The sequence below is a fragment of the Coralliovum pocilloporae genome, assembly GCF_030845175.1.
Taxonomy (GTDB): Bacteria; Pseudomonadota; Alphaproteobacteria; order Rhizobiales; family Cohaesibacteraceae; genus Coralliovum; species Coralliovum pocilloporae.
The window spans coordinates 1,214,251-1,238,692 of sequence record NZ_CP132542.1; the positions used below are offsets into that span (position 1 = coordinate 1,214,251).

The following is a 24,442-nucleotide window of genomic DNA, read 5'->3' on the forward strand; positions in this document are numbered from 1 at the left end:
AGCACCTTTGGACCGTTTTCAGACAAAAGCCCGGATTGCATCAGTAATCCGGGCTTTCTGATTATGACTTGCTGCCGGGAACATAGTTGATCCTTTCTTAAGATCTTTGCTGCAAATTGAAGCATCAAACGAAGGGAACAGGTCATGAGTGTCAGTTCTACAGCACAAAGCGCCGTTGCGCTTACCCAGGCACAGACACGCCTTGCGATCGAAAACACCATTCTGAAGCAAGCCGCCCAGCAGGACCAGCAGATCGTCGATCTGGTCAGCCAGGCCGTTCAGAGCGGCAAATCCAGCTCCCCCACCGCTCCGGGTGTCGGCGGCGTCGTGGACCGCTCCGCATAAAACACGCGGCACAGACATGACGCATGTTGCGTGACCCCGTTCATTGCACCATGCCTGAGATCATGCTCTCATAAATGCCTCATTGAGTTTCAGGCCCGGATTGCGTATACGCGACCCGGGCTTTATCCGTGTTTCACACATACGGATCTCTGAACAAACGAACACGAAAGAGGCGAGCATGAGCAACCAGATGTGGGGCGGACGGTTTTCTGAAGGCCCGGACGCGTTGATGGAAGAAATCAATGCATCCATCGAATTCGACAAGAAGCTCTATCGCCAGGATATCGAAGGCTCCAAGGCCCATGTGACCATGCTTGCAGAACAGGGCATTGTCACAGAGGCTGACGCGGCTGAAATCAAGAATGGCCTTGATAAGATCGCAAGCGAGATCGAAGACGGCAGCTTTACCTTTTCCCGCAGCCTTGAAGACATCCATATGAATGTGGAAGCCCGCCTCAGGGAGTTGATTGGCACACCTGCCGGTCGTCTTCACACGGCCCGGTCACGCAATGATCAGGTTGCCACGGATTTCCGCCTCTGGGTTCGCGATGCTGTTGATACGATTGAAGGCCAATTGCGTGAGCTGCAGACCATTCTGGTCGAAAAAGCGCTCGCCCATGCATCAGTGGTTATGCCCGGCTTCACCCATCTGCAGAGCGCTCAGCCTGTCACATTCGGCCATCACATGCTGGCCTATGTGGAAATGCTGGCCCGTGACCGCGGCCGCTTCCAGGACGCCCGCAAACGGATGAACGAATGCCCGCTCGGAGCCGCTGCCCTTGCCGGAACGTCTTTCCCGATTGACCGTCACCGGACTGCCGGTCTGCTCGGCTTTGATGGCCCGACCGCAAACTCGCTCGATTCTGTCGCTGATCGTGATTTTGCGCTGGAAGCACTGGCTGCGGCCTCCATTTCAGCGCTCCATATGTCCCGGTTTGCCGAAGAGATCGTGATCTGGTGTTCGGCCCAGTTCAACTTTGTCACCCTGAGTGATCGCTTCACCACTGGCTCCTCCATCATGCCGCAGAAGCGCAATCCGGATGCCGCAGAACTGGTTCGCGCCAAGATTGGCCGGATTCTGGGTGCCTTCAACGCCCTGTCTGTTGTCATGAAGGGTCTGCCGATGACCTATTCCAAGGACATGCAGGAAGACAAGGAACAGACCTTTGATGCGCTTGAGAACTTCATGGTCACTCTGGCCGTGATGACGGGGATGGTTGCCGATCTTGAGCCGAACGTGAAGGTGCTGAAGAAAGCTGCCGGATCCGGTTACTCAACCGCGACCGATCTGGCTGACTGGCTGGTCCGTGCTCTCAATATGCCGTTCCGCGATGCCCATCACGTAACAGGCCGTGCGGTTGCGCTTGCATCCGAAAGGTCCGTTGAACTGCACAAGCTCTCTCTTGAGGACCTTCAGTCCATTGATGACCGCATCACACAGGACGTATTTACCGTTCTGTCCGTCGACAAGTCCGTCCGCAGCCGCTTGAGCTATGGCGGCACCTCTCCGGTCAATGTGCGCAAACAGGCCAAGCGCTGGCAATCCCGCCTTGCCCGGGAAGCGAAGTAAGAGCCGTGAGCCAGCTTCCGTTTGCAAGACGTGCACGCTGGCCTTATAGCTTGAAGAGGAACAGATCCGCAGGACAGGATATACGGTCATGAAGTTCATGCTGACACTCGCAATTGCACTTGGATTAGCAGCAGGTCTGAGCGGATGCGGCAAACGAACACAGCTGAAATCACCTCAGGCCGTTACGGCTGAGACACCAGCAGCGGACCAGTCATCCGAGACAGGCTCCGAGGCAGACAGTTCAGACCGCCCGTTTATTCTCGACAGCCTGCTCTGACGGACAGACCCAATGCATCATTTTGACTTTGCCGATGGCGTCCTGCACGCCGAAAACCACTCGCTTGAAGATATAGCTGCAAGCGTCGGAACACCATTCTACTGCTATTCGGCGGCAACCCTGCGGCGGCATTATCATGTCTTTGCAGATGCCTTTGCCGATATCCCCTCCCTTGTCTGCTACGCAATGAAAGCCAATTCCAATCAGGCTGTGCTCACGCTTCTCGCCAAGGAAGGCGCAGGCGTTGATGTGGTTTCTGAAGGGGAGCTGCGTCGCGCTCTTGCCGCGGGCGTTCCGGCGGAGAAAATCATGTTCTCCGGTGTCGGCAAAAAAGCCGGAGAACTGGCCTTCGCACTTGAAGCGGGCATTCTGTGTTTCAATGTCGAATCCGAACCGGAACTTCAGGTCCTGTCATCTGTTGCAGAACAGATGGGTCGTGAGGCCCATGTCTCCTTCCGCATCAACCCCGATGTGGATGCCCGGACACATGCCAAAATCTCGACCGGAAAATCCGAGAACAAGTTCGGCATTCCCTGGAAATCCGCCCGTGATGTCTACGCTCGTGCTGACAAGATGCCCGGCATCAAGGTCACGGGCATTGACATGCATATCGGCAGCCAGATTACGGAGCTGGAACCGTTTGACGCTGCCTTCTCGCGACTGGGAAGCCTGATTGCGGATCTCCGTTCTGATGGTCATGTCATTGATCACGTAGACCTCGGCGGCGGCCTTGGCATTCCTTACCGCTCAGGTGAGGAAACCCCGCCTCTTCCGAAAGATTATGCGGAAATCGTCAAGCGGCATGTCCGGGCTCTCGATTGCAAGGTAATCTTTGAGCCGGGGCGCCTGATTGCCGGTAATGCCGGGCTTCTGGTGACCGAAGTGGTTTATGTGAAGGAAGGCGAAGGCAAGACATTTGTGATCGTCGATGCTGCCATGAACGATCTGATCCGGCCGACCCTTTATGAGGCCTGGCATGAAATTGGCCCGGTGAAAGAACCGGCCAAAGATGCAGATGAGATCACGGCTGATATTGTAGGCCCGGTCTGCGAAACCGGCGATTATCTGGGTCACGCCCGTTCTCTGCCTCCGGTCAAAGCCGGGGATCTGCTGGCCGTTTATTCAGCAGGAGCCTATGGCGCAGTTCAGGCCTCGACTTATAACAGCCGCCTGCTGGTGCCTGAAGTCCTGGTCGACGGGGACAAATACCATGTTATCCGCAAGCGCAAGAGCTACGATGAGCTGCTGGCGGATGACAGTGTTCCGGATTGGCTCTGACCGGCTCTGATCGCGCAGAGACTGAACCGGTCATCAAAGCCTCGTGTGCGCCTATCTCTTGCCATTCTCCGGTGATATAGTCCGGGAATGTTGAGAGAGCGCCGCCCATTGACGGAACCGCCCGACCCCCGCATCAGACGACGAATCTCGTTGTCCTGGCTCGCTTTGTTATGGGAAGAGTTCTGGCCGCGCCTGATCATCAGTCTTCTGATTCTGGGACTGTTTGTCTCTGTCAGCTGGCTTGGTCTTTGGCTCGTCGTGCCTCTTTGGGCCCGTGTGATCATCCTCGGCCTGTTTGGCACAGCGCTGGGAGCCAGTCTCATATGGACGGCCCGCTTGCCCATCCCCTCGCGACAGGCCGCCATCAGGCGGCTTGAGCAGGCCAACAGCCTTACCCATCGCCCGATTTCAAGCTTCAGGGACACACTGGCACTGGGAAGTCATGACACAGGCACACAAAAGGCCTGGTCAATGCATCAGGTCAACCTTCTGCAGCAGTTGACAGCACCTCTGAAGCTGGTCTGGCCGAGCAGCGGACGCAAGGCCAGAGATCCCTATATTCTCCGCGCCGCATTGCTGTTGCTGCTCTACGTGTCAGCAGGCATAGGTCAGGGCGAGTTGGGGCTCAGGCTCGGGGACGCCTTCAGAGTGGAACAGCGCTCAACAGCGGTGGAAAACATCCGGATAGACGCCTGGGTGACACCGCCCACCTATACCGGACTGGCTCCGGTCTTTCTCCCGGCAAAATCCGCTGAACCATCAGAATGGACAATCCCCGAAAACAGCCGGCTCACCATCCGCATTTCGGGTGGTGAGGATATCAGGCTGACGAGCAATACCGGCTCAGAACCATTGCCTCCCCGGAAGACCGGAGTAAGCGAGAACGCAGCAGGTTTTCAGAATTTCGAGGTGGAGCTGACCGAGGCACAGACTCTCTCTGTCTCATCCGGAAATGCAACCAGGGCAGAATGGCAGTTCAAACTTCTGCCAGACAATCCGCCGGAGATTATCTGGCGCAAGCCACCGGAAGAAACACCCGGCCGCGGCATCCTCTTTGCCTATACGGTTGAAGAAGATTATCCCGGCGCAACAGCCCGTGTCATTGTCAGACCTCTTGCCGATACGGCCCCTTCTGCAGGAGAGCCGCTTTATGATGCACCGGAAGGACGGCTTCAGGTTCCGGGCCTGCGCAACGACCAGGGAGATGGCGAAACACGGCTCAGTTTTATAGATCATCCCTGGGCTGGCAGCCGTGTTATCCTTCAGCTCGAGATCACGGATGCAATCGGCCAGAAAGCCGTTTCAGAAGAACAGGTCATGGTCCTGCCTGCGCGGCTTTTCAACAAGCCTGTTCCCCGTGCACTTGTCGAGCAAAGACGTATCCTTGCGAGAGACCGCAAAGCCACAGAACCTGTCCTGAGGGCTCTGGACGGCCTGACAATTGGTCCCGAGCTTTTTGTGCCCTCCGTCAAGGTCTATCTCGGCCTGAACTTCCTGCACCGGTCTCTCACAGATGCCAGAACAACGGAAGACTTGAGGGATGTTGCCGACGCCATGTGGACCATGGCGCTGACCATTGAGAATGGTGCACTTGGAGACGCTGAACGTGACCTCAATGCTGCGCGTGAAGCGCTTCAGGATGCCCTTGAGCGCGGCGCTTCAAATGAAGAGATTGCCGAATTGACCGAACGCCTTCGCGAGGCAATGAACAACTATCTCAACGAGCTGGCGCAGCAGCTGCAGAACCAGAATGCTGCTTCTCCCCAGGCACAGAATCAACAGACCCTCAATAGTGAGGACCTCAACCGCATTCTGGAACAGATCCAGCAACTGGCCCAGTCAGGCTCGAAAGAGGAAGCCCAGCAATTGCTGAGCCAGCTTCAGGATCTCCTGTCATCCCTTGACCGTATGGCCCAGCCGGGCGACCCGCGCACTAATGAAATGCTGCGTCAGCTTGAGGAGCTCACAGGCATTATTCGGGAGCAGCAATCCTTGCGGGACCGCACTTATCAGTCCGAGCGCCGTCTGGATGAGGCTGATCGCAATCAGGACAATCAGGATCTGAACGCTCTGAAGGATGAACTGCAGAGAGCACTGGAAGCGCTGGAAGCCCAGCAGCGCGACCTCAAGGAGGATCTCTCGGATCTTTCACGTCGCCTGACTGAAGAACATCAGCAACGCAGAGCTCAGGAGCAGGGTCGACAACAGGGTGACCAGAATGGCCAGCAGCCGGGCGGAGAGCAATTCGGCCAGCAGGGCCAGACGCCCGGTCAGGACCAGGGCCCCGGCCAAGGTCAGGGTCAGAGCGGCAACCAGTCACAGGGTTCAGGCAGCAATGGGGAGAATGGCATTCTGGGTTCGGCAGAACGAGCCATGAGAAACGCTGAGCGTGCCCTTGGTCGCGGCCGCACCGATGAAGCCCTGACAGAACAGGAACGCGCGTTGTCCGCTCTCCGGGAGCAGGCACAGCAAATGACTGACCAGCTTGCAGAAGCCGCAAGGCAGCGTGGCGGCGGGCTCCAGCCTGACCAGGCGGCGCGAGACCCGCTGGGTCGTGCACAACAGGACGGAGACGGCACCAATCCAGGTTTCAACGTCAAAGTGCCGAATGAAATTGATATCCAGCGCGCCAGAAGAATCCTGCGCGAACTGCGCAAGCGGTTTTCCGACCCTGACAGGCCGACAATCGAGCTGGATTATCTGGAACGCCTTTTGAAGCTTAACTAGGGTTCAGAAGCGGCCTAAGAGTTTGCTTTAGGTTCAATCGACATTCAGTCTTCCCAAGTTGGGTACAGATGTGATTCATAGGTTTCCAGATTCGATGAACTGGAGATGCTTTGATGCCCAAGCGCTATGAATTGACGGTTTCGCAATGGCGTAAGATTGAAGGGGTTTTGCCGGGCAAGCCTGGAGATCCAGGACGTAGCGGCAGAGATAACCAGCTGTTCGTAAACGGTGTTTTGTGGGTTCTACGATCCGGGGCGCACTGGCATGATCTTCCTGAACGCTACGGCAAATGGAAGACAGTGCATAAACGCTTCACTCGCTGGGCCGAGGCGGGCGTGTGGGAACGGGTGTTCGAGCATCTGATCAAGGACCCTGATAACAGCTACGTCTCGCTCGACAGCAGCCTTGTGCGCGCGCATCAACAGGCGGCGACAGGCAAGGGCTCAAAAGGGGGGACCAGGCTTTGGGGCATTCCCGAGGTGGTCTGACGACAAAGATCCACCTCGCGACGGATGCTCTTGGCCGTCCTCTGCGTATCATCCTGACGCCAGGCCAGCGTGGAGATGCACCGATTGCACCTGATCTTCTGGACGGCCTGACACCGAAGCGTGTGCTGGCGGACAAAGCCTATGATTCCAATGCGATCCGTGCTTTGATCCGCGCAATGCGGGCTGAGCCGGTGATCCCGTCTAACCCGACACGAAAACATCGCATCCCCTACGACTTCGAAGCTTATAAAGTCCGTAATACGGTGGAGCGATGCTTCAACAAGCTCAAGCACTTCCGACGTATCGCAACACGCTTCGACCGAAGGGCCATATACTTCCTCAGTTTCGTCCAAATCGCAGCTGCAATACTATGGATGAGATGAATGTCGATTCAGCCTAGCACGAGCTTTTATCTGAAAAGTCTGCCAACTTTTCAGAAGCACGCTGTAACCCGCATCAGAATGGCTGACCGCTCTGCGTCTCTCCTCAGGCAGGACGACCTGCAAAGGCAAGAGAAACCGTTTCAGGCTCATCACCAGCAAGTGCACTTGCAACAGCCTTGCGAATTTCCGCCAGAGAAAACGGCTTGTTGATCACATCATGAACAAGCGCATCAAGGCCATTGGCCCGCTCGCGCTGGTCCGCATAACCCGTCATCATGAGAATTGTCAGCTCAGGCCAGTCGCGCGCCACATTCAGTGAAAGCGCAATACCGTCCATGATCGGCATCTTGATATCGGTCAGCAGCAGGTCAAATGCGCCGTCACGTTCCGTCAGAAGATCAAGGGCCTCGCTGCCATCTTCCGCCCTGGTCACATCATGACCATCAAGTTCAAGCGCACGGGATACGAATGTGCGGACCGCTTCGTCATCTTCCGTTACCAGAATTCGCGCCATGTCACCCTCCCGTCAGGTTCAATTTCCGCCTGCAATTGTGGCCTTTATGAGTCCAGATATCCCACAAAGGGCAATTGCCGATAGGCATGAGCCTTGTCCATGCCATATCCGACCACGAACAGGTCGGGGCATGAGAAACCAACAAAATCGGCCTCAAGCGGCACAACCCGCTTTTCGGCCTTGTCCAGAAGCACTGCGATATCCGCCCGGCGTGCGCCACGTTTCAGCATCAAGTCCCTGGCAAAGCTGATTGTCCGGCCTGATTCGAGAATATCATCAATCAGCAGAACGTCCCGCCCTGCCACATCACTTTCGATATCCCGGACCACACGCACAGTGCCTGATGATGTCGTGCCAGCGCCGTAGCTCGAAAGGCTGATAAATTCGACCTCCGGAGCCAGACCCGCATAATGCAGTGCTCTTATGAGATCGGCTGCAAAGATGAAGCTTCCCTTAAGAACGGAAATTACCAACAGGTTTTCATACCCGGCTTCGGAAATCTTTCCAGCCAGCGTCTTCACACAACCCGCAAGCGTGTCTTCATCATACAGGACATGGAGATTGTCCTCCTGGATGGTCTTGTTCATTGGAGCCCGGACCCTGTCTGTAAGGATTGTTCATCTGAGAAGCGCACTTCGACGCTCTTGGCACCTGCTGGCGGCGTCGGAATACTGGTTTTGAAGCTCAGCCATTCCCCCGGCGGCAAGGTACGCGACTGCGGCGCAATGGACCAGGCATAGAGCTCGCCAGACTGCTCCCCCTGAAGAGCGATACGGATGTAGGGCACAGCCACAACGGCATCAGTAACATTCTTGATGTTGCCCTCCACATGCAGGGACACAATACCATCATTGATATCCCGCCGGGTCCGTACGCTTTCAATGCTCAGCCCGCGCAGGTTCACATCCAGCCCGATCGTCTCATAAAAGGACGCAAGATCCGGTGCTATCATCACCAGCGGCTTCCGCATCACCACGGTCAGAGCGATGAACAGGAGAACAAGAACGGCCGCACCGGAATTCCACAGCAGCTTCTTCCTGTCTTCACGGCTGAAGGATCGTTTTACCTTTTTATCGACCCGTACCCGTTTACGCTCAACAGGCTTTTGAACCTTCTGGCCTTCGACAACAGCTCCTTCGCCCGGATCTGCGTCAGTATCATCAGATGGAGTAGCGGACGCTTCTTCCATCGGCTGGTCAGAAAGTGCGGCTTTGAAGGCGTCGAATTCAGCCGAGAACCCGGCACCATCTTCGCTATCATCACCACTCTCTTCCGCAGTCACGTCAGGATCTTGCGGCGGCGCAGGTGCGGGAGCAGGACTTGAAGAACCACCACCACCCCCGGCAGCAGCAACAGAAGCTGCCGTCTCCTGAGCAAACAGTGCCTCAACATCATCCTGGTTCAGCTCTTCAGAAGAAAGCTTCACATGCCAGACATCCCCACAACGGGCGCATTTAACCTTGCGACCGTCGGGCCCGATCTTGTCATCCGAAATCGTGTAACTTGCGTCACAGGACGGACAATCGATCTTCATGCCTTCTGCTTTCCCGGATAACGATTAATCCGTCCGGTGATTAACCCCTTACGGCAGAGGTCGAATCACATAAAATTACGCCATGCTTAATGGCAGGTAATAAGTCTTAACGATTGATTAATATTAACCCGCCAAGCTGCGATTTGACAGGAAACAGGCTTGATTTCCTTCTATGAAGGAACAAAACCCTTGAGACTGCAATTAGCGACGAAAAGACAGGACAGCAACCTGGCAGACAGCAGGTTGGAAGATTGAAGTCTGGAGTGACCGGTGATTCATTTCGAAAATGTGGGCTTGCGCTACGGAATGGGACCCGAAGTTCTCCGGGATCTCAGTTTCAGGATAGAACCCCAGTCATTCCAGTTCCTGACCGGCCCATCAGGGGCTGGCAAGACATCCCTCCTCAAGCTGATGTTCATGGCTCACCAGCCAACCCGCGGAAGAATAACAATCTTCGGGCAGGACACCTTGACCATGACGTCAAATGACCTGCCGAAAGCGCGTCGTAATATCGGCATGATCTTTCAGGAATTCCGCCTCCTGGACCATCTGACCACGTTCGAGAATGTCGCCTTGCCCTTGAGAGTGCTCGACAAGGAGGAATCCACCTACAGAGCCGATGTCATCGAGCTGCTGAAATGGGTTGGCCTCGGTGACCGTATGCATGTCTATCCGCCGGTCCTGTCAGGCGGAGAAAAGCAGCGCGCGGCCATTGCCCGGGCCCTGATCTCGCAGCCCAAGGTGCTGCTGGCAGATGAACCAACCGGCAATGTCGACCCGCCTCTGGCGCGTAAACTGCTGAGGCTTTTTATTGAACTGAACAGCCTTGGCACCGCCGTTCTGATTGCTACTCACGATCTTGACTTAATGAAGCGCTATGATGCCGCAAAGCGCCTCGTTCTCCATGATGGGCGTATGCAAATCGATGAGTGAAACAGAGCACATGAGAATAGCTCCCGAATCTGATGATGCAGATCCGGACATGCTGATCAGCCGGTCCCAATCCGGCTCCATCGTACCATCTGCATCTATCTCCGGCAGCGCCCTGCTGGTGGTGATCGCGATCATGAGCTTTCTCGCAGCGCTCACGGTCGGAGCTGTTGCCATCGTCCAGACAGCCGTTCAGGACTGGCAGAATGATGTCGCACGCGAGATTACGGTGCAGCTCAAACCGGTCGTCGGCAGGGATATCGAGAAAGAGCTCACCAAGGCTATCGCCATTGCTTCCAGCACGAGAGGGGTGGGCGGCGTACGCGCCCTCTCGGAAGAGGAATCAAAGGCCTTGCTGTCCCCATGGCTCGGCAACAATGTCGACCTCGCAGATCTGCCTGTACCCCGCCTGATTGTTGTGGAGCTGTCCGACCCGCTTGGCGCAGATCTCGAAGGGCTGGGGAAACGCCTGTCGGAAGAAATCACGGGCGCCCAGATGGATGACCACAGGGTCTGGGCGGAGCGCCTGCAGGCCATGGCCGGGACAACGGCTGCAGGTGGTCTGGCTGTGCTCGCACTGGTTCTTGCCGCCACAATTCTCATTGTGATCTTTGCCACACGCGGTGCGATGACATCCAACCGGGAGACCATTGCAGTCTTGCACTTTGTTGGTGCTGCTAACGACTTCATTGCCCGCGAGTTCCAGCGACACTTTCTGATTCAGGGTCTGAAAGGCTCGTCCGTCGGTGGTCTGGCTGCAGCAGCCGTCTTCCTTTCCCTCAATCTCATCGAGCCATCAGCCAATACACCGTCAGGCATTCAGGAGCGCGCCTTTCTTGGTGATATCCAGCTCAGGCTCTGGGGATTTGCCGGTATTGCCTTCGTGGTCATTATTGTCGCCATTTTTACCAGTCTCACCACACGTCTTACTGTTAGGCGTACATTGAAGACCATCGACTGATATCAGGGTTCAGACCCATAAATGAAGTTGTTAACAGTCGAGAATTTTCCTGATGTCCTGATGAAACCATAATTTGCTAGAATAATATGGTTTAGAGAATCAGGGGGAACAGGCGCGTGGCGCAGGAATTCGACCATAGCGCTTCGGTCAATGATCCGATGGCGGCACGGACAATGGTCATGTCGGGATTTCCCAGGGCTTTTTTGAAGATATCGGCTGTTTTGTGCCTGATGGTCTGCGCCTTACTGGTTGCAGGGTTTCTTCGCTTTGCCAGTATCATCTCGACAACTGCATCACCCCAGATTGTTCAGGCTGATGGAATTGTTGCACTGACCGGCGGCGCAAAACGCCTGTCTGATGCTGTTCTGCTGTTGTCGGAAGGGCGTGGCAAACGTCTGCTGATTACCGGGGTTGATCTGGAGATCTCCGACAACAACCTGTTCAGCCTTCTGAGAACCGATGAAGGTCTGAGATCATGCTGCATCGATCTGGATCGTACGGCACTCGATACAGTCGGCAATGCAGCAGCCGCAAGTGACTGGGCCCGTCAGCACAATTTCAAGTCGCTGATTGTCGTGACAAGTGCCTATCATATTCCCCGAAGCCTGCTTGAAATCAACCGAACAGCTCCCGAGATGGAGCTGATTCCCTATCCGGTTGTCCATGATCAGCTCAATTTACAGCATTGGTACCTCGATATCGCCGCAATGCGTCTTCTCCTGACGGAATATCTGAAGTATATGCTTGTCCGTATCAGAGTTGTTTCCACAGGTCAGTGATCATCAATCACATCAAGGCCTCATCCGCGATAGTGCTGAACGCTTATGTTTCTAAGATCCCTCATATTCAACGTGGCCTTCTATGCCTGGATGATCCTTGTCATGCTGATGATCATCCCCGCATTCGTCCTGCCTGCGCGGCTGACATGGTTCCTGATCCGCTTGTGGGTCAAAGGCAATCTCTGGCTCCAGCAGATGATCATCGGCAACCGTATTGAGATCCGGGGTCTCGAGAATATTCCTGAAGGCGGCTTTATCGTTGCATCAAAGCACCAGTCCTTCTGGGAAGCCTTTGCTCTTGCCAACCTGTTTCCGGATCCTGCCTACATCTACAAGAAACAGTTGGGCTGGATTCCCATGTTCGGCTGGTATCTGGTCAAATTCAGAATGATCCCGGTTGATCGTGGACGCCGTGGCGCAGCACTCAAGGCTCTTCAGGAATATGTGGAAGTGGCAATTGCTGAAGGTCGCCAGGTTATCATCTTTCCTGAAGGAACGCGCCGCACACCGGGCGATGAACCAGCCTACAAGTACGGCGTCAGTCATCTCTATCACGAACTGGGCTGTGAATGTCTGCCGATCGGCGTCAATGCCGGGCTGTTCTGGCCGAGACGAACGTTCATGCGTCAGAAAGGCACCATCGTCATCGATATCAGACCGAGCATCAAAGCCGGGCTGGACAAGCGGACCTTCACCACAGAGCTCGCTGATACAATCGAGGCTTCATCCAATGCCCTGATCCTGGAAGCGCTGGAAGAAAACCCGGATCTGATCCTGCCCGAACTGACCCGGTCGCGCCTCGATCTTATCCGCCAAAGCGCCGAAACAGGGGCTCCGGCGTGATATTATCTGATGATCGGCACGCCAAATTGTTGAAGTTTTACAGTCCACATATTGCCATTTTGCACTCAAACGCATACATCATGTAGTGCAAATGAAATTCAGTTGATCTGATCTGGATTTTGTTCTAATTTTGTTCCTCAACAATGGTATAGACTATTGCAAGACTCAGGAACACCCAAAGCGGCAGAAGCAGCCGAGTTGAAGCGTCGCTTTCGCTACTGGACCGGATTCTCCGGTCGCCGCTACCTATTCAGCGTCATCCAGCCGGATGAATTGAGAGATTATGAGGACGGCGTGGTTCTTCTGACACAGAACCGCGGCGAAGAAGAGCGTCATGTTCTCTGGACCGGCACGATAGGCGATGAGACATTGTCATCTCTTATTGACCAGGCTGAAGAAGCGTTCATTCACTTGTTGGCCGCCAATGACGAAGAGCGGAATCGCATTGCGCAGGATCTGACACACAAACTGTCAGCTGTTTAATCCTGCAGCCCTGAAAGCTCTCACCCCTGCTGAAGACGACGTGCCAGCTCGAACAGCTTGGCGTCGTGAACATCGAGTTCACGCAGATGCTCTGCTGTGCTGATGACATAGTCACAATTGGGGCCGGATTTGCCATATCCCTGACGCACCAGGCGCTCCTGCTCATCCAGCGGCAGATGCCCGGCATATTGCTCGTTCTTCCGATCAGCCACATAGAACAGAGCATCCACCCGCTTGGGCGCATCAGCATAAACGGTAATCGGGCGGGTGACTTCCACATAGACGCTCGTCACCTGCTCCCGGTCTCTCAGATAGGCAACAACGTCATCCTTGTCCTTGTCGGCAACCCGAAACGCGATCCCCCGGCAGGCCCCACCCCGGTCGAGACCAAAAACCAGCCCCGGAACCTCAGGCGTCCCCCGGTAAACCCAGGAATAAATACACAAGCCCCGGTGCGCACCGCGGAGAAGAGCATGATGCCGCTCGAGATAAGGGAAATCCGGTCGCCACATCAGCGAACCATATCCGAAGACCCATAGATCAGACATGCGTGCGACAGAACCTCATGCGGGAAGAGAAACCGGAGTTGACAGACAGCCACTTTGGGCTATCAGTTTCTGAGGGTGAATTCAATCCGCAACAGTAATCAGGTATAAACCGGGGCTAAACTCGGTCGGCAACTTGTTTATTCTATCGGTTGGTTTTTGGGGAAACGTTTTGGGCATCAATACCAAGATCAAGTGGCTGATCGTCGTGGTCGCCATTCTTTTTGCAGGCTGGACAGGTATCTGGTTCTATGCCGCGTCGCTTTTGAAGTCCGAGATTGAAGCCCGGCTTGTATCGCACAATCCTGATCACCGCCAGATCACCTGTGTCAAACTCGACATTGGAGGGTTTCCGTTCCGCCTCTCCGCCCATTGCCAATCTGTCGACATGCAGTTCAGACAGGAACAGGTCAGCATTCAGGGCAAGGGACTGTTCGCAATTGCCCAGATCTATGCACCCCGACATATCCTGTTTGAGGCGGAAGGCCCGTTTCAGATCTCCAGTCCTGTAACACCCGGCAAGATCACAGCCAGCTGGTCAGGCCTTCAGGGGAGCCTGCGGTTCAGCGACCAGCGGATAGAGCGTCTTTCTGTCGTGGCAACAGAACCCAGGGTGGATTATTCCGCGCCTGACGGAACCGGCAGGCACACCGAGATAAAAGCGCTCGAATTTCATGCACGGCCAACGCCGGAACAGCCAGCCGGGTCGAACGACATCGACATTGCACTTTCAGCAGAAGCCATCCGGTCCACAGAGCCATTTGCCCCATTGCAGAATGCCCGCCTCAACATGCAGGCACAGATCAAGGCGGCCCCGCGCCTGCCAGCGGGATCTCTGCCGCAAATACTCCGGATCTGGCATGATGCAGGTGGTCAGCTTGAACTGTCCAAGGCAACCCTGTCTGATGACAGCGGCCTCGCAGACCTCTCCGGAACCTTCCTGCTGGACCCGGAACTGGCCCTGAACGGACGTGGAACTCTGTTCACAGCCATCACCGGTGCAGGAGCATCTGCCCTGACACAACTTTCAGCCCTGATGACATTTCTGGGTGATGGAGCCGAGCGCGATGGCCAGCCAGGCACAGAAGCCGAATTCCGCATTGAGAACGGTCGCATGACCCTGGAAACCCTGGATCTGGGTCCGGCTCCGCGTCTGGTTCGCTAAAGTACCACCACCAGTTCAGGTTAAAGGTCTGGTGCTTTAAAGCCCATCCTCGTCCGGCTTTGCCTCTGCTGCCAGCTGACGACCAAAATCCGGTTCTGCAGCATCCTGACCCGCTTCGATGATCCCCCGGCGGATTGCCCGGGTCCGTGTGAAGAGGTCGAACAACTGGTCACCATCTCCCCAGCGCACCGCCCGCTGAAGGGCAATCAGGTCTTCCGTAAATCGGCCCAGAATTTCCAGAACGCCTTCCTTGTTGTTGAGGAAGACATCGCGCCACATGGTCGGATCAGAGGCGGCAATACGGGTAAAGTCACGGAAACCACCGGCAGAATACTTCATCACCTCGCCACGGGTCACCTGCTCCAGATCAGCAGCGGTGCCCACGATGGAATAGGCAATCAGATGCGGCACATGACTTGTGATCGCCAGAACCAGGTCGTGGTGTTCAGGCGTCATCACATCCACATCAGAGCCGCAGGCTTCCCAGAACAGGCGCATTTTCTCAACCGCCTCATCCGGCGTATCCGGCACAGGTGTCAGAATACACCAACGTTGCCGGAACAAAGCCGCAAAGCCCGCGTCAGGGCCTGACTGTTCGGTACCGGCAACCGGGTGAGCGGGGATAAAAACAGCATGATCCGGCAGATGAGGCTTCATCTGGGCCACGATGGACGATTTCACAGACCCCACATCGGAAACATAGGCCCCGGGCTTGAGATGAGGACCAATCTCACGCGCCACAGCCTCACAGGCGCCGACGGGCGTGCAGACAATGATCAGGTCCGCGTCAGAAACTGCCTCAGCCGCTGACAAATGATAGGAATCACCAAGTTCCAGCTCTTCCGCCCGCGCCAGCGTCTCCTGTCGACGGGTGGAAATCGCAATATGATCGGTCAGCTTGTAGGCGCGCATTGCATGAGCCAGAGACGATCCGATCAGACCAATCCCGATCAATGCAACACGTTTGAAATGCTTGTCAGACATCGAACTATCGTTTCAGAAATTCACGAATGGCGGCAACGGCACCACGATTGGCCTCTTCGTCACCAATTGACATACGAAGGGCGTTCGGCAGGCCATAGGCACCGACCTGTCGCAACACATAGCCCCGTTCAATCAGATAGGCATCGGCATCAGACGCGCGCCGGCCATCCTCATCAGGAAAATGCACAAGCACGAAATTGCCGACACTGGGCGTCACACCAAGACCGAGGTCTGACAGTTCCGCAGAGACCCATTCAAGCCAGCGCTCATTATGGGTGATCGCCTCGTCCACAAAACCCTGATCCCGGATTGCCGCAGCACCAGCTGCAATCGCCGGGCCGTTCATATTAAAGGGACCACGAATACGATTGAGAACATCAACAACGTGATCCGGTGCGAACATCCAGCCAATCCGGAGATTAGCCAGACCATAGATCTTTGAGAACGTCCGGGTCATCACCACGTTCTGGGCTTTGGTGACGAGCTCAATCCCGCTCTCATAATCATTACGCCGGACATATTCCGCGTAAGCTGCATCAAGCACCAGAAGAACCGATTTCGGCAGCCCCTCATGCAAACGCCGCACCTCATCAAACGGCAGATAGGTTCCCGTCGGGTTATTCGGATTGGCCAGAAAGACAACTCTGGTCCGCTCTGTCACCGCGGCCAGCATGCCATCTACGTCAGCGACAAAATCCTTTTCCGGCACAACAACAGGGGTGCCGCCGCAGGCCTTGATCGCAATCGGATAGACAAGGAAGCCATGCTCGGAATAGATCGCTTCATCGCCTGGGCCAATATAGGCCTGGGCCAGAAGTGTCAGAAGTTCATCAGAGCCCGCACCACAGACAATACGATCCGCATTGAGACCATGAACATCTGCAATCGCCTGACGCAGGGCTGTCGCACTGCCATCGGGATAGAGTTCCAACCCTTCCGCAAGAGAAATCATAGCTTTGCGCGCTGCAGGGCTGCAGCCAAGCGGGGATTCATTGGAAGAGAGCTTATGCGTCTTCACACCATGCGAAGCCTTGGACTTGCCCGGGATATACGGCGCAATATCCAGAATACCAGCTTGCGGCAATGGCTTGATGGACTGCTCGGCACTCATTGGAGAACTCCAGATTCCAGAACTCCGCACCCGCCATCCGAAGCTGGACAAAGCGGCATACGGCACACGTTTGCGTGAAAATTTCTTACAGGCGCCCATACATAGGAGAGCCCGGAGCCAAAATCAAAAGAAAACATTGACAGACAGATGGGCTGGCTTCTAGCAAGTAGTCCCTTATAGGCGATCAGGAACCAACGGAGTTCTCAAGACCCATGTCCGAGAGCGAACGTGTACAGCCCAGTGATGTTGATGCTGCAGCCCGGCGGGAAATTGATACGCCCACCAGCGAGATAGCAACATTCGACAGATCAAACCCGTTGCACCTTGATGCAGGGGTTGAGCTTGCGCCTTTCCAGATTGCCTATCAGACCTATGGCACGCTGAACGAAGACAAGAGCAATGCGATCCTGATCTGCCATGCGCTCACCGGTGATCAGCATGTGGCCAACATCCATCCGGTCACCGGCAAACGGGGCTGGTGGGAGCTTGTTGTCGGCCCGGGTCGACCCATCGACACAGATCGCTTCTTTGTCATCTGCTCCAATGTGCTGGGCGGCTGCCTCGGCACAACCGGGCCCGGGTCGACGAACCCTGAAACCGGACAGGCCTATGGTCTCGATCTTCCGGTCATCACCATTCGCGACATGGTGCGGGCCCAGGCGATGCTTGTCGACAGCTTCGGCATTGACAAGCTGTTTGCAGTGATCGGCGGCTCCATGGGTGGAATGCAGGTGCTGCAATGGGCGGCAACCTATCCCGATCGGGTCCACAATGCCATTTCGATCGCTGCAGGCGCGCGTCATTCATCGCAGAACATTGCCTTTCATGAGGTTGGACGGCAGGCTGTCATGGCCGACCCCAACTGGTGCGCCGGCCGCTATGCGGAAGAAGGCCTGAGCCCCAAGAAAGGTCTGGCGGTTGCCAGGATGGCAGCCCATGTGACCTATATGTCCGAATCCTCCCTTCACAGGAAATTCGGACGCTCTCTGCAGGACAGGGAAGAACTGACATTCGGCTTTGATGCGGATTTTCAGATCGAATCCTACCTGCGCCATCAGGGCATGAGCTTCGTCGACCGGTTTGATGCCAATTCCTATCTCTATGTGACCCGCGCCATGGACTATTTCGACCTGGCTGCGGAGCATGACGGATTGCTGGCCAATGCATTCATGGGCACCAAGACGCGTTTCTGCCTGATTTCGTTCACCAGCGACTGGCTGTTCCCGACAGCAGAAAGCCGCTCGGTCGTCCATGCCCTGAATGCGGCCAATGCCAATGTGTCCTTCGTCGAGATCGAGACCGACCGGGGACATGACTCGTTCCTGCTCGACGAGCCTGAAATGTTTGACACGCTCAGCGGCTTTCTGTCCTCTGGAGCGAAGGATCTGGGGCTGCCCGCATGAACCTGCTGAACCAGAATGGTGGCCGGACCATGGCCGCAGATCCGAACCGTGTCGATCACCGGGTGATTGCCGATCTGATTGAACCGAATACCCGCCTGCTGGATGTGGGTTGCAGCAATGGCACATTGCTGTCTCTGCTCAAGACCACCAAAGGCGTTGACGGGCGCGGCATTGAACTGAGTCAGAAAGGCGTCAATGAATGCGTTGCGCGCGGACTTTCCGTTATTCAGGGCGATGCCGATATCGACCTCGTCTACTATCCGGACAAGTCCTTTGATTATGCAGTGCTGAGCCAGACCATCCAGGCAACACATGATCCGCGCGCTGTGCTGGAACATCTGCTCCGGATAGGTCAGAAGGCCATTGTCTCCTTCCCGAATTTCGGTCACTGGACACTCAGACTGCAGGTCCTCGCTCACGGCAGAATGCCGGTTAGCAAAAACCTGCCCTATACCTGGTATGACACGCCAAACATCCACTTCTGCACGATTGTCGATTTTCTCGACCTCTGCAAAGCCGTGGGCGTTAAAATCGAAAAGAGTGTTGTGCTGAGCCGTCGCGGCATGCAATTGCCCGAGACAATGCCCTGGAAACTGAGAAACCTTCTTGGTGAACAGGCCGTGCTGCTGCTGTCTGCAGACTGATCAGCCAGCCTGATCTTTTCGAGGGTCAAGACTCATTGCTGACGGTGCTGGGACGAGAACCGGTTTCAGGGCATTGGCCAGCCGTTTCCTGCGGCTTTCCGTAACCCCCTGATACATCTGCTTGGTTGCCTCCACATAGATGGCCCCAGCAAAGGCCGGAGACAGAAGCGCCCCAACCCGTGCCAGGCGGTGGGTCAGTTCAATCGACATGAACCGCGGGACAGGCGTCATATAAAGCGCCGGGCCCCAGCTTACCGGCGAAAACAGGGTTTCTCTCAGAAGTGACGTCAGCTGCCCCCGGGAAAACGGCCTGCCGAACCCGAATGGTGTCCTGTCAACCCGTGCCAGATATCCCCGCCTGTTTGGCACCACTATCAGGATCCGCCCACCCGGTGCGAGAACCCGCCAGAACTCGCGCAACAGCTCGCGGGGGCGATCGGAATGCTCCAGCGCGTGAACAACCAGAATACGATCCAGACAGGCATCCGGCAGCGGTAGCGCATCCTCATCCACCAGAGCGGTCGCGGATTCATCTGACGATGGCCAGTTCACCACCCCTTGCTGCGCCGGCATGAAGGCAAAGACCCGCTCTGCATCCGTCCGAAAAGGATCAAGAAACGGTGTTGCATAGCCAAAACCGAGAATGCGCTGATCGCCCACTGATGACCAGCGCCGGGCAATTGTTGTCCGGATCTCCCGCCTCACCGTCCGGCCAAGCTGTTCGGAATAAAAATTCCGGAAATCAATAACATCAAGATACATAAAGAGCTCTGGTGACGCTGGATAACGGGATTGGACGGTGCAGGGGAAAATGGTAGTTGTGAATGGACACAGGCGCAAGAAGTCCGCGCGGTTATCGTAAAGATCACAAAGGATATGGTGATGGCTGATCTGGAAATCTATCAATTCCCCTGTCTCTCAGATAACTACGGCGTGCTTATCCACGACCCTCAGAGCCTTGAGACAGCAGCTATCGACACACCAGACGCGGGCACCATCCAGGCCGCTCTGGAGGAAAAAGGCTGGCAGTTGACCCATATCCTCAACACACACCACCATGCTGATCATACCCAGGGTAATGCAGCGCTCAAAAAGGCGTTCAACTGTACGATTATCGCCCCTGAAGAAGAGCGATCGAAGATTGAAGTCATGGATGTGGGTGTCAACCATGGTGATACGGTCAATGTCTGCGGGCGAACCTTCCATGTCATCAAAACCGCCGGACATACACTGGGCCATATCACGTATCATGCACCGGCTGATGACCTCGCCTTTGCTGGTGATTCCCTCTTCCCGCTGGGCTGTGGCAGGATGTTTGAAGGTACACCCGACATGATGTGGGAAGGCCTTGACCGCCTGAGAAACCTGCCACCGGAAACCATCATCTATTGCGGCCATGAATACACTGAGGCCAATGCGCGTTTTGCGGTGACGGTGGACCCGGACAACAGCGCTCTTCAGGACCGCTATGAGCAAATCAAGGCCCAGCGGGCTGACGGTTTGCCAACGGTTCCCACCACATTGGCAATCGAGCTTGAAACCAATCCGTTCCTGAGGGTCGACAACCCGGCCATTCAGGCAAACCTGTCCATGGCCGGAGCTGAACATTCTGCCGTATTCGCCGAGATCCGGCGGCGCAAGGATAATTTCTAGGGTCAAGACTCATCGCTCACGCTCATTCTGTTCATCAGGGAGGGGCAGAATGTGCGCAAACAAGAGCGCAGGACAGGTGGATCCTATTCAAGCTTGTGTTTGTGGTCAGGCTGCGCTTCCCTGATGAACCCAACGGGCGGGGTCATTTTACCGCCCGGCTTTGTTGGAAGTCCTTGAAAACCGGAAGGTTTCCTGCGAACCTCCGCCGCGCCGGACGAAAAAATGACCATCGCAGAATGAACGTGAGCGATGAGTTTTGACCCTAGGATCAAAATGACTGCAGACGATATCATCATAGCCCTTGAACTCCAGCCTCATCCGGAAGGCGGCTATTTCAGGGAAACGTTTCGTGATGAGCAGACAACGGATAACCGCTCCTGCTCAACCGCCATCTATTACCTGCTGAAGCGAGGGGAGCAGTCTGCCTGGCATAAGGTCGATGCCGTCGAGATCTGGCATTATTATGCCGGAGCACCGCTCGCCCTGTCCCTGTCTGACGGAACAGAAGCCGCCATTCAGCATCTGCTTGGCCCGGATCTGCAGAGCGGTCAGCATCCTCAGGTCGTTGTCCCGCGCGATCACTGGCAATCTGCCCGCTCAACCGGTGACTGGACGCTGGTCGGCTGCACTGTTGCACCCGGTTTCGAGTTTTCAGGTTTCGAAATGGCACCTCCGGGCTGGGAACCCGGAGAGAATCAGAGCTGAGACCTTCACATCAGTCTTTACGGCCAATCATGTCCTTGGCAGCCAGAGCGGCTCCACCGGTAATCAGCAGGCAAGCCAGCACAAGCGATGTGGTGAGTGTGCCAAATCCCGCCATGAGCAGAACAAGCGTCGACAAAAGCGGTGCGGCATAGGACGCCGCGCCCAGAACCTGAATATCTCCCCGCTTAACACCGAGATCCCAGGCATAAAAAGCAGCCCCCACTGGCAACAGTCCAAGACCCAGAACCGCCAGCCACTCCGTCAGTGCATCAGGCCAGACTGTCTGCTCAAGCATCAGATGTGCGCAGAAGGACAGGAGTGCCGTCAGATAACAGAAGCCTGTGACCGCATCAGTCGGCACATGCGGCAGGCGACGCGACAGAACCGAATAGCCTGACCAGATCAGAGCACACAGCAGAGCAGCCGCATATCCGCCCACATAGTCACTGTTCAGGTCAAACCCCTTGCCCCCTGTCACGATAAGTGCCGAACCGGCCAGCCCCATCACAGCCCCTGCCAGGTGGAACCAGCGGAGCCGTTCACCGGGCAGGAGTGCCGAGAAAAGCACAATCAGCAACGGCCACAGATAGGCGATCAATCCCGCTTCCACCGGCGGTGCCGCACGAAGCGCTGTGAAATAGAAGAAATGATAGCCGAACAGTCCGACCGTCCCGAACAGGTAGACCTGCCAGGGCTGCCGGATTGCCGCCCAGGCCTCAGGACGCCATATCCAGGATACAAGCCCAAGTGACCCGCCGACAAAGAAGCTCATGGCGGTCAACTGGAACGGCGGCACTGATCCGCTGGCAGCCGTAAACAAGGCCAGAAGCGCCCACATGAGGACGGCGGAAAACCCGATGATCGTAGCCAGACTGCGTGACATGTCCCCTCCTAGGGTCAAGACTCATTCAGGGCTATCTCATCAGGCCATAAAAGAAAAGGCCGCAGGCTTGTGCCTGCGACCTGGACCTGCGGAGCGGGAGACCCGTGTCCGATCAACCGTTTGCCATATACTGACCACCGTTGATGCTCATAACAGCGCCTGTGACAAAGGCTGCTGAATCAGACGCGAGATATTCGACCAGAGCACCGATCTCATCCGCTTCACCCAGACGGCCAACCGGGATGGTGGAGATAATGCTCTCAAGCACCTTCTCCGGAACAGCTGCAACCATTTCCGTGTTGATATAACCCGGGCAGATGCAGTTGACCGTAATGCCCTTGCGTGCAGTTTCCTGAGCCAGAGCCTTGGTGAAACCGACCACACCGGCTTTCGCCGTGGAGTAGTTCACCTGGCCCATCTGACCTTTCTGGCCATTGACCGAGGAGATATTGATGATCCGGCCGAAACCTTCATTGCGCATGCTGTCAATCACCGGACGGGTCATGGTGAACATGGAATCGAGGTTGGTGCGGATCACGTCAGACCACTGCTGATAATCCATCTTGTGGAACATGCCGTCACGGGTGATACCCGCATTGTTGACCAGAACAGCCACCGGACCGAGATCACTCTCAATCTGGGCAATGGCAGCAGCACAGGCATCCGCATCTGCGACATCGGCCTTGTAGACTGCGATACCGGTTTCAGCCTTGAAAGCTTCAGCACGCTCAACATTCCCGCCATAGATAGCGGCGACGGTAAAACCGGCATTCTGCAAGCGGCGTGAAATCGCTTCACCAATACCCCGGGTTCCGCCTGTAACAACTGCAACTTTGCTCATACGAGCCTCCATTCGCTTCAATAGTCAAAAGGCCCGACATTGCAGCCGGGCCAAATTCTCAGGTTCAGGCGCGCTCAACACACATGGCAACGCCCATGCCACCGCCAATACACAGCGTGGCAAGGCCTTTCTTCGCATCACGACGTCCCATTTCGTGAAGCAGAGTCACCAGAACACGTGCGCCAGATGCACCAACCGGGTGGCCAATCGCAATTGCGCCGCCATTGACGTTGACGATGCTCTCATCCCAGCCGAGATCCTTGTTCACAGCACAGGCCTGTGCCGCAAAGGCTTCGTTGGCCTCAACAAGTTCAAGATCATCAATGCTCCAGCCGGCTTTCTCAAGCGCTTTGCGGGATGACGGAATAGGGCCGGTCCCCATGATGCTTGGATCAACACCGGCCGTCGCCCAGGACACGATCCTGGCAAGCGGTGTGATACCACGCTTTTCAGCTTCCTCAGCCGTCATCAGCACCACAGCAGCGGCACCGTCATTGATGCCTGATGCGTTCGCTGCTGTAACCGTTCCTTCCCGGTCAAACGCCGGACGCAGCTTCTGCATGCCTTCAAGCGTCGCACCGTGACGGATATATTCGTCATCCTCAACAATCCGGTCACCCTTGCGTTCCTTGACCGTGACAGGGACGATCTCATCCTTAAACTTGCCAGCCTTCTGCGCCGCCTCAGCCTTGTTCTGGGATTTCACCGCAAATTCATCCTGAGCTTCGCGGGTGATCTGCCACTGATTGGCAACATTCTCAGCTGTATTGCCCATATGATAGCCGTTAAAGGCATCCATCAGGCCGTCTTTCAGCATGGTATCGACCAGCTTGAAATCACCCATCTTATAGCCATTGCGCATATGCGCCACGTGCGGAGCCAGAGACATGTTCTCCTGACCACCGGCCACAACGATATCGGCATCACCGGACAGGATCTGCTGCATGCCGACGGCAACCGTTCTAAGACCTGAACCGCAAAGCTGGTTCAGCGCCCAGGCTGTTGATGTATCCGGTACACCCGCGGCCATGGCTGCCTGACGCGCGGCATTCTGACCGCAGCCTGCCGTCAGGATCTGACCAAAGATCACTTCATCAACATCTGCCGGATCAACAGAGGCACGCTCAAGAGCAGCCTTGATAGCAACCGCTCCGAGCTCATGGGCGGGGACGCTGGACAGAGCCCCGTTAAACGAACCGACCGGTGTGCGCGCTGCGCTTGCGATCACAATTTCCTTAGCATTACCCATATTGAACCTCCGGATAGAATTAAAATGGCGATTAAGACTCACGCGAGTCCCATAATCGGCCATGCATAGGATGTGAGTACAACAAACAGATGAACTGCCCCCACGTCAATTCACCTCTATGCGTAATTCCAACGGCTATAGCTAGGC

Annotated in this window: 25 protein-coding genes and 1 pseudogene; 16 read left to right on the forward strand and 10 right to left on the reverse strand. The window is 55.8% G+C overall.

The genetic code is table 11. The features are described from left to right. Positions 1-144: 144 nt before the first annotated feature. From RA157_RS05630 to RA157_RS05655, 6 genes and pseudogenes are all read left to right on the forward strand, one after another. On the forward strand, positions 145-345 hold the full coding sequence (locus tag RA157_RS05630) for a hypothetical protein (RefSeq protein WP_350335489.1): 201 nt from the start codon (positions 145-147) through the stop codon (positions 343-345). 178 nt (positions 346-523) lie between these two features. Then, positions 524-1,915, forward strand: a complete 1,392-nt coding sequence (gene argH / locus RA157_RS05635; RefSeq protein ID WP_350335490.1) for an argininosuccinate lyase — start codon at positions 524-526, stop codon at positions 1,913-1,915. Between the two features lie 88 nt (positions 1,916-2,003). Continuing rightward, complete coding sequence (locus RA157_RS05640) at positions 2,004-2,192, forward strand: hypothetical protein (RefSeq protein WP_350335491.1); 189 nt, start codon at positions 2,004-2,006, stop codon at positions 2,190-2,192. 12 nt (positions 2,193-2,204) lie between these two features. Then, positions 2,205-3,470, forward strand: a complete 1,266-nt coding sequence (gene lysA / locus RA157_RS05645) for a diaminopimelate decarboxylase (RefSeq protein WP_350335492.1) — start codon at positions 2,205-2,207, stop codon at positions 3,468-3,470. A 108-nt stretch (positions 3,471-3,578) separates the two neighbouring features. Continuing rightward, a complete protein-coding gene (locus RA157_RS05650) occupies positions 3,579-6,197 on the forward strand; it encodes a TIGR02302 family protein (RefSeq protein ID WP_350335493.1) in 2,619 nt (872 codons plus the stop codon). A 113-nt stretch (positions 6,198-6,310) separates the two neighbouring features. Then, positions 6,311-7,068 (forward strand): annotated as a pseudogene (locus RA157_RS05655) (IS5 family transposase). 103 nt (positions 7,069-7,171) lie between these two features. On the opposite strand, the gene RA157_RS05660 reads toward RA157_RS05655, so the two are convergent. The 3 genes from RA157_RS05660 to RA157_RS05670 are packed head-to-tail and all read right to left on the reverse strand — an operon-like array spanning position 7,172 to position 9,116. Continuing rightward, positions 7,172-7,582 (reverse strand): response regulator, encoded by a 411-nt coding sequence (locus RA157_RS05660; RefSeq protein ID WP_350335494.1) that lies wholly within the window; start codon positions 7,580-7,582, stop codon positions 7,172-7,174. 44 nt (positions 7,583-7,626) lie between these two features. Next, complete coding sequence (gene hpt / locus RA157_RS05665) at positions 7,627-8,169, reverse strand: hypoxanthine phosphoribosyltransferase (RefSeq protein ID WP_350335495.1); 543 nt, start codon at positions 8,167-8,169, stop codon at positions 7,627-7,629. Then, positions 8,166-9,116, reverse strand: coding sequence for an MJ0042-type zinc finger domain-containing protein (locus tag RA157_RS05670; RefSeq protein WP_350335496.1), 951 nt, complete (start codon positions 9,114-9,116; stop codon positions 8,166-8,168). The genes hpt and RA157_RS05670 overlap by 4 nt, the downstream gene beginning before the upstream one ends. Positions 9,117-9,386: 270 nt before the next feature. On the opposite strand from RA157_RS05670, the gene ftsE reads away from it, so the two are divergent. The 5 genes from ftsE to RA157_RS05695 all read left to right on the forward strand — a co-directional run bounded on the left by ftsE (position 9,387) and on the right by RA157_RS05695 (position 13,112). Beyond that, complete coding sequence (ftsE, locus tag RA157_RS05675) at positions 9,387-10,049, forward strand: cell division ATP-binding protein FtsE (RefSeq protein WP_350335497.1); 663 nt, start codon at positions 9,387-9,389, stop codon at positions 10,047-10,049. A 10-nt stretch (positions 10,050-10,059) separates the two neighbouring features. Continuing rightward, the gene (locus tag RA157_RS05680; RefSeq protein ID WP_350335498.1) at positions 10,060-11,007 is read left to right on the forward strand and encodes a cell division protein FtsX; all 948 of its coding nucleotides are present in this window, start codon (positions 10,060-10,062) and stop codon (positions 11,005-11,007) included. 116 nt (positions 11,008-11,123) lie between these two features. Beyond that, positions 11,124-11,786 carry a YdcF family protein gene (locus tag RA157_RS05685; RefSeq protein ID WP_350335499.1) on the forward strand — a complete coding sequence of 221 codons (663 nt, stop codon included), beginning with the start codon at positions 11,124-11,126 and terminating at the stop codon, positions 11,784-11,786. 45 nt (positions 11,787-11,831) lie between these two features. Then, positions 11,832-12,629 (forward strand): lysophospholipid acyltransferase family protein, encoded by a 798-nt coding sequence (locus tag RA157_RS05690; RefSeq protein ID WP_350335500.1) that lies wholly within the window; start codon positions 11,832-11,834, stop codon positions 12,627-12,629. A gap of 198 nt (positions 12,630-12,827) precedes the next feature. Beyond that, complete coding sequence (locus tag RA157_RS05695) at positions 12,828-13,112, forward strand: hypothetical protein (RefSeq protein ID WP_350335501.1); 285 nt, start codon at positions 12,828-12,830, stop codon at positions 13,110-13,112. A gap of 20 nt (positions 13,113-13,132) precedes the next feature. Here the strand turns inward: RA157_RS05695 and RA157_RS05700 are convergent, their stop codons facing one another. Continuing rightward, positions 13,133-13,660 carry a gamma-glutamylcyclotransferase gene (locus RA157_RS05700; protein WP_350335502.1) on the reverse strand — a complete coding sequence of 176 codons (528 nt, stop codon included), beginning with the start codon at positions 13,658-13,660 and terminating at the stop codon, positions 13,133-13,135. Between the two features lie 169 nt (positions 13,661-13,829). On the opposite strand from RA157_RS05700, the gene RA157_RS05705 reads away from it, so the two are divergent. Next, positions 13,830-14,822 carry a DUF2125 domain-containing protein gene (locus tag RA157_RS05705; RefSeq protein WP_350335503.1) on the forward strand — a complete coding sequence of 331 codons (993 nt, stop codon included), beginning with the start codon at positions 13,830-13,832 and terminating at the stop codon, positions 14,820-14,822. Between the two features lie 36 nt (positions 14,823-14,858). Here RA157_RS05705 and RA157_RS05710 read toward each other — a convergent pair whose 3' ends face one another. Both RA157_RS05710 and hisC read right to left on the reverse strand, forming a co-directional pair. Further along, positions 14,859-15,806 carry a prephenate/arogenate dehydrogenase family protein gene (locus RA157_RS05710; protein WP_350335504.1) on the reverse strand — a complete coding sequence of 316 codons (948 nt, stop codon included), beginning with the start codon at positions 15,804-15,806 and terminating at the stop codon, positions 14,859-14,861. A 4-nt stretch (positions 15,807-15,810) separates the two neighbouring features. Continuing rightward, a complete protein-coding gene (hisC, locus tag RA157_RS05715) occupies positions 15,811-16,917 on the reverse strand; it encodes a histidinol-phosphate transaminase (RefSeq protein WP_350335505.1) in 1,107 nt (368 codons plus the stop codon). Positions 16,918-17,129: 212 nt separating this feature from the next. On the opposite strand from hisC, the gene metX reads away from it, so the two are divergent. Further along, positions 17,130-18,320 carry a homoserine O-acetyltransferase MetX gene (gene metX / locus RA157_RS05720; protein WP_350335506.1) on the forward strand — a complete coding sequence of 397 codons (1,191 nt, stop codon included), beginning with the start codon at positions 17,130-17,132 and terminating at the stop codon, positions 18,318-18,320. After that, positions 18,317-18,964 carry a methionine biosynthesis protein MetW gene (metW, locus tag RA157_RS05725; RefSeq protein ID WP_350335507.1) on the forward strand — a complete coding sequence of 216 codons (648 nt, stop codon included), beginning with the start codon at positions 18,317-18,319 and terminating at the stop codon, positions 18,962-18,964. The genes metX and metW overlap by 4 nt, the downstream gene beginning before the upstream one ends. Here the strand turns inward: metW and RA157_RS05730 are convergent, their stop codons facing one another. Further along, a complete protein-coding gene (locus RA157_RS05730; protein WP_350335508.1) occupies positions 18,965-19,726 on the reverse strand; it encodes a methyltransferase domain-containing protein in 762 nt (253 codons plus the stop codon). A 120-nt stretch (positions 19,727-19,846) separates the two neighbouring features. Here RA157_RS05730 and gloB point away from each other — a divergent pair, with 120 nt between their 5' ends. Continuing rightward, a complete protein-coding gene (gene gloB / locus RA157_RS05735; RefSeq protein WP_350335509.1) occupies positions 19,847-20,617 on the forward strand; it encodes a hydroxyacylglutathione hydrolase in 771 nt (256 codons plus the stop codon). A 273-nt stretch (positions 20,618-20,890) separates the two neighbouring features. Then, entirely contained in the window at positions 20,891-21,322 is a 432-nt protein-coding gene (locus RA157_RS05740; protein WP_350335510.1) for a cupin domain-containing protein, read from the forward strand. Positions 21,323-21,332: 10 nt separating this feature from the next. Here the strand turns inward: RA157_RS05740 and yddG are convergent, their stop codons facing one another. The 3 genes from yddG to RA157_RS05755 all read right to left on the reverse strand — a co-directional run bounded on the left by yddG (position 21,333) and on the right by RA157_RS05755 (position 24,295). Then, entirely contained in the window at positions 21,333-22,205 is an 873-nt protein-coding gene (yddG, locus tag RA157_RS05745; RefSeq protein ID WP_350335511.1) for an aromatic amino acid exporter YddG, read from the reverse strand. A 112-nt stretch (positions 22,206-22,317) separates the two neighbouring features. Further along, entirely contained in the window at positions 22,318-23,046 is a 729-nt protein-coding gene (gene phbB / locus RA157_RS05750; RefSeq protein ID WP_350335512.1) for an acetoacetyl-CoA reductase, read from the reverse strand. Positions 23,047-23,110: 64 nt separating this feature from the next. Then, positions 23,111-24,295 (reverse strand): acetyl-CoA C-acetyltransferase, encoded by a 1,185-nt coding sequence (locus RA157_RS05755; protein ID WP_350335513.1) that lies wholly within the window; start codon positions 24,293-24,295, stop codon positions 23,111-23,113. Positions 24,296-24,442 lie beyond the last annotated feature (147 nt).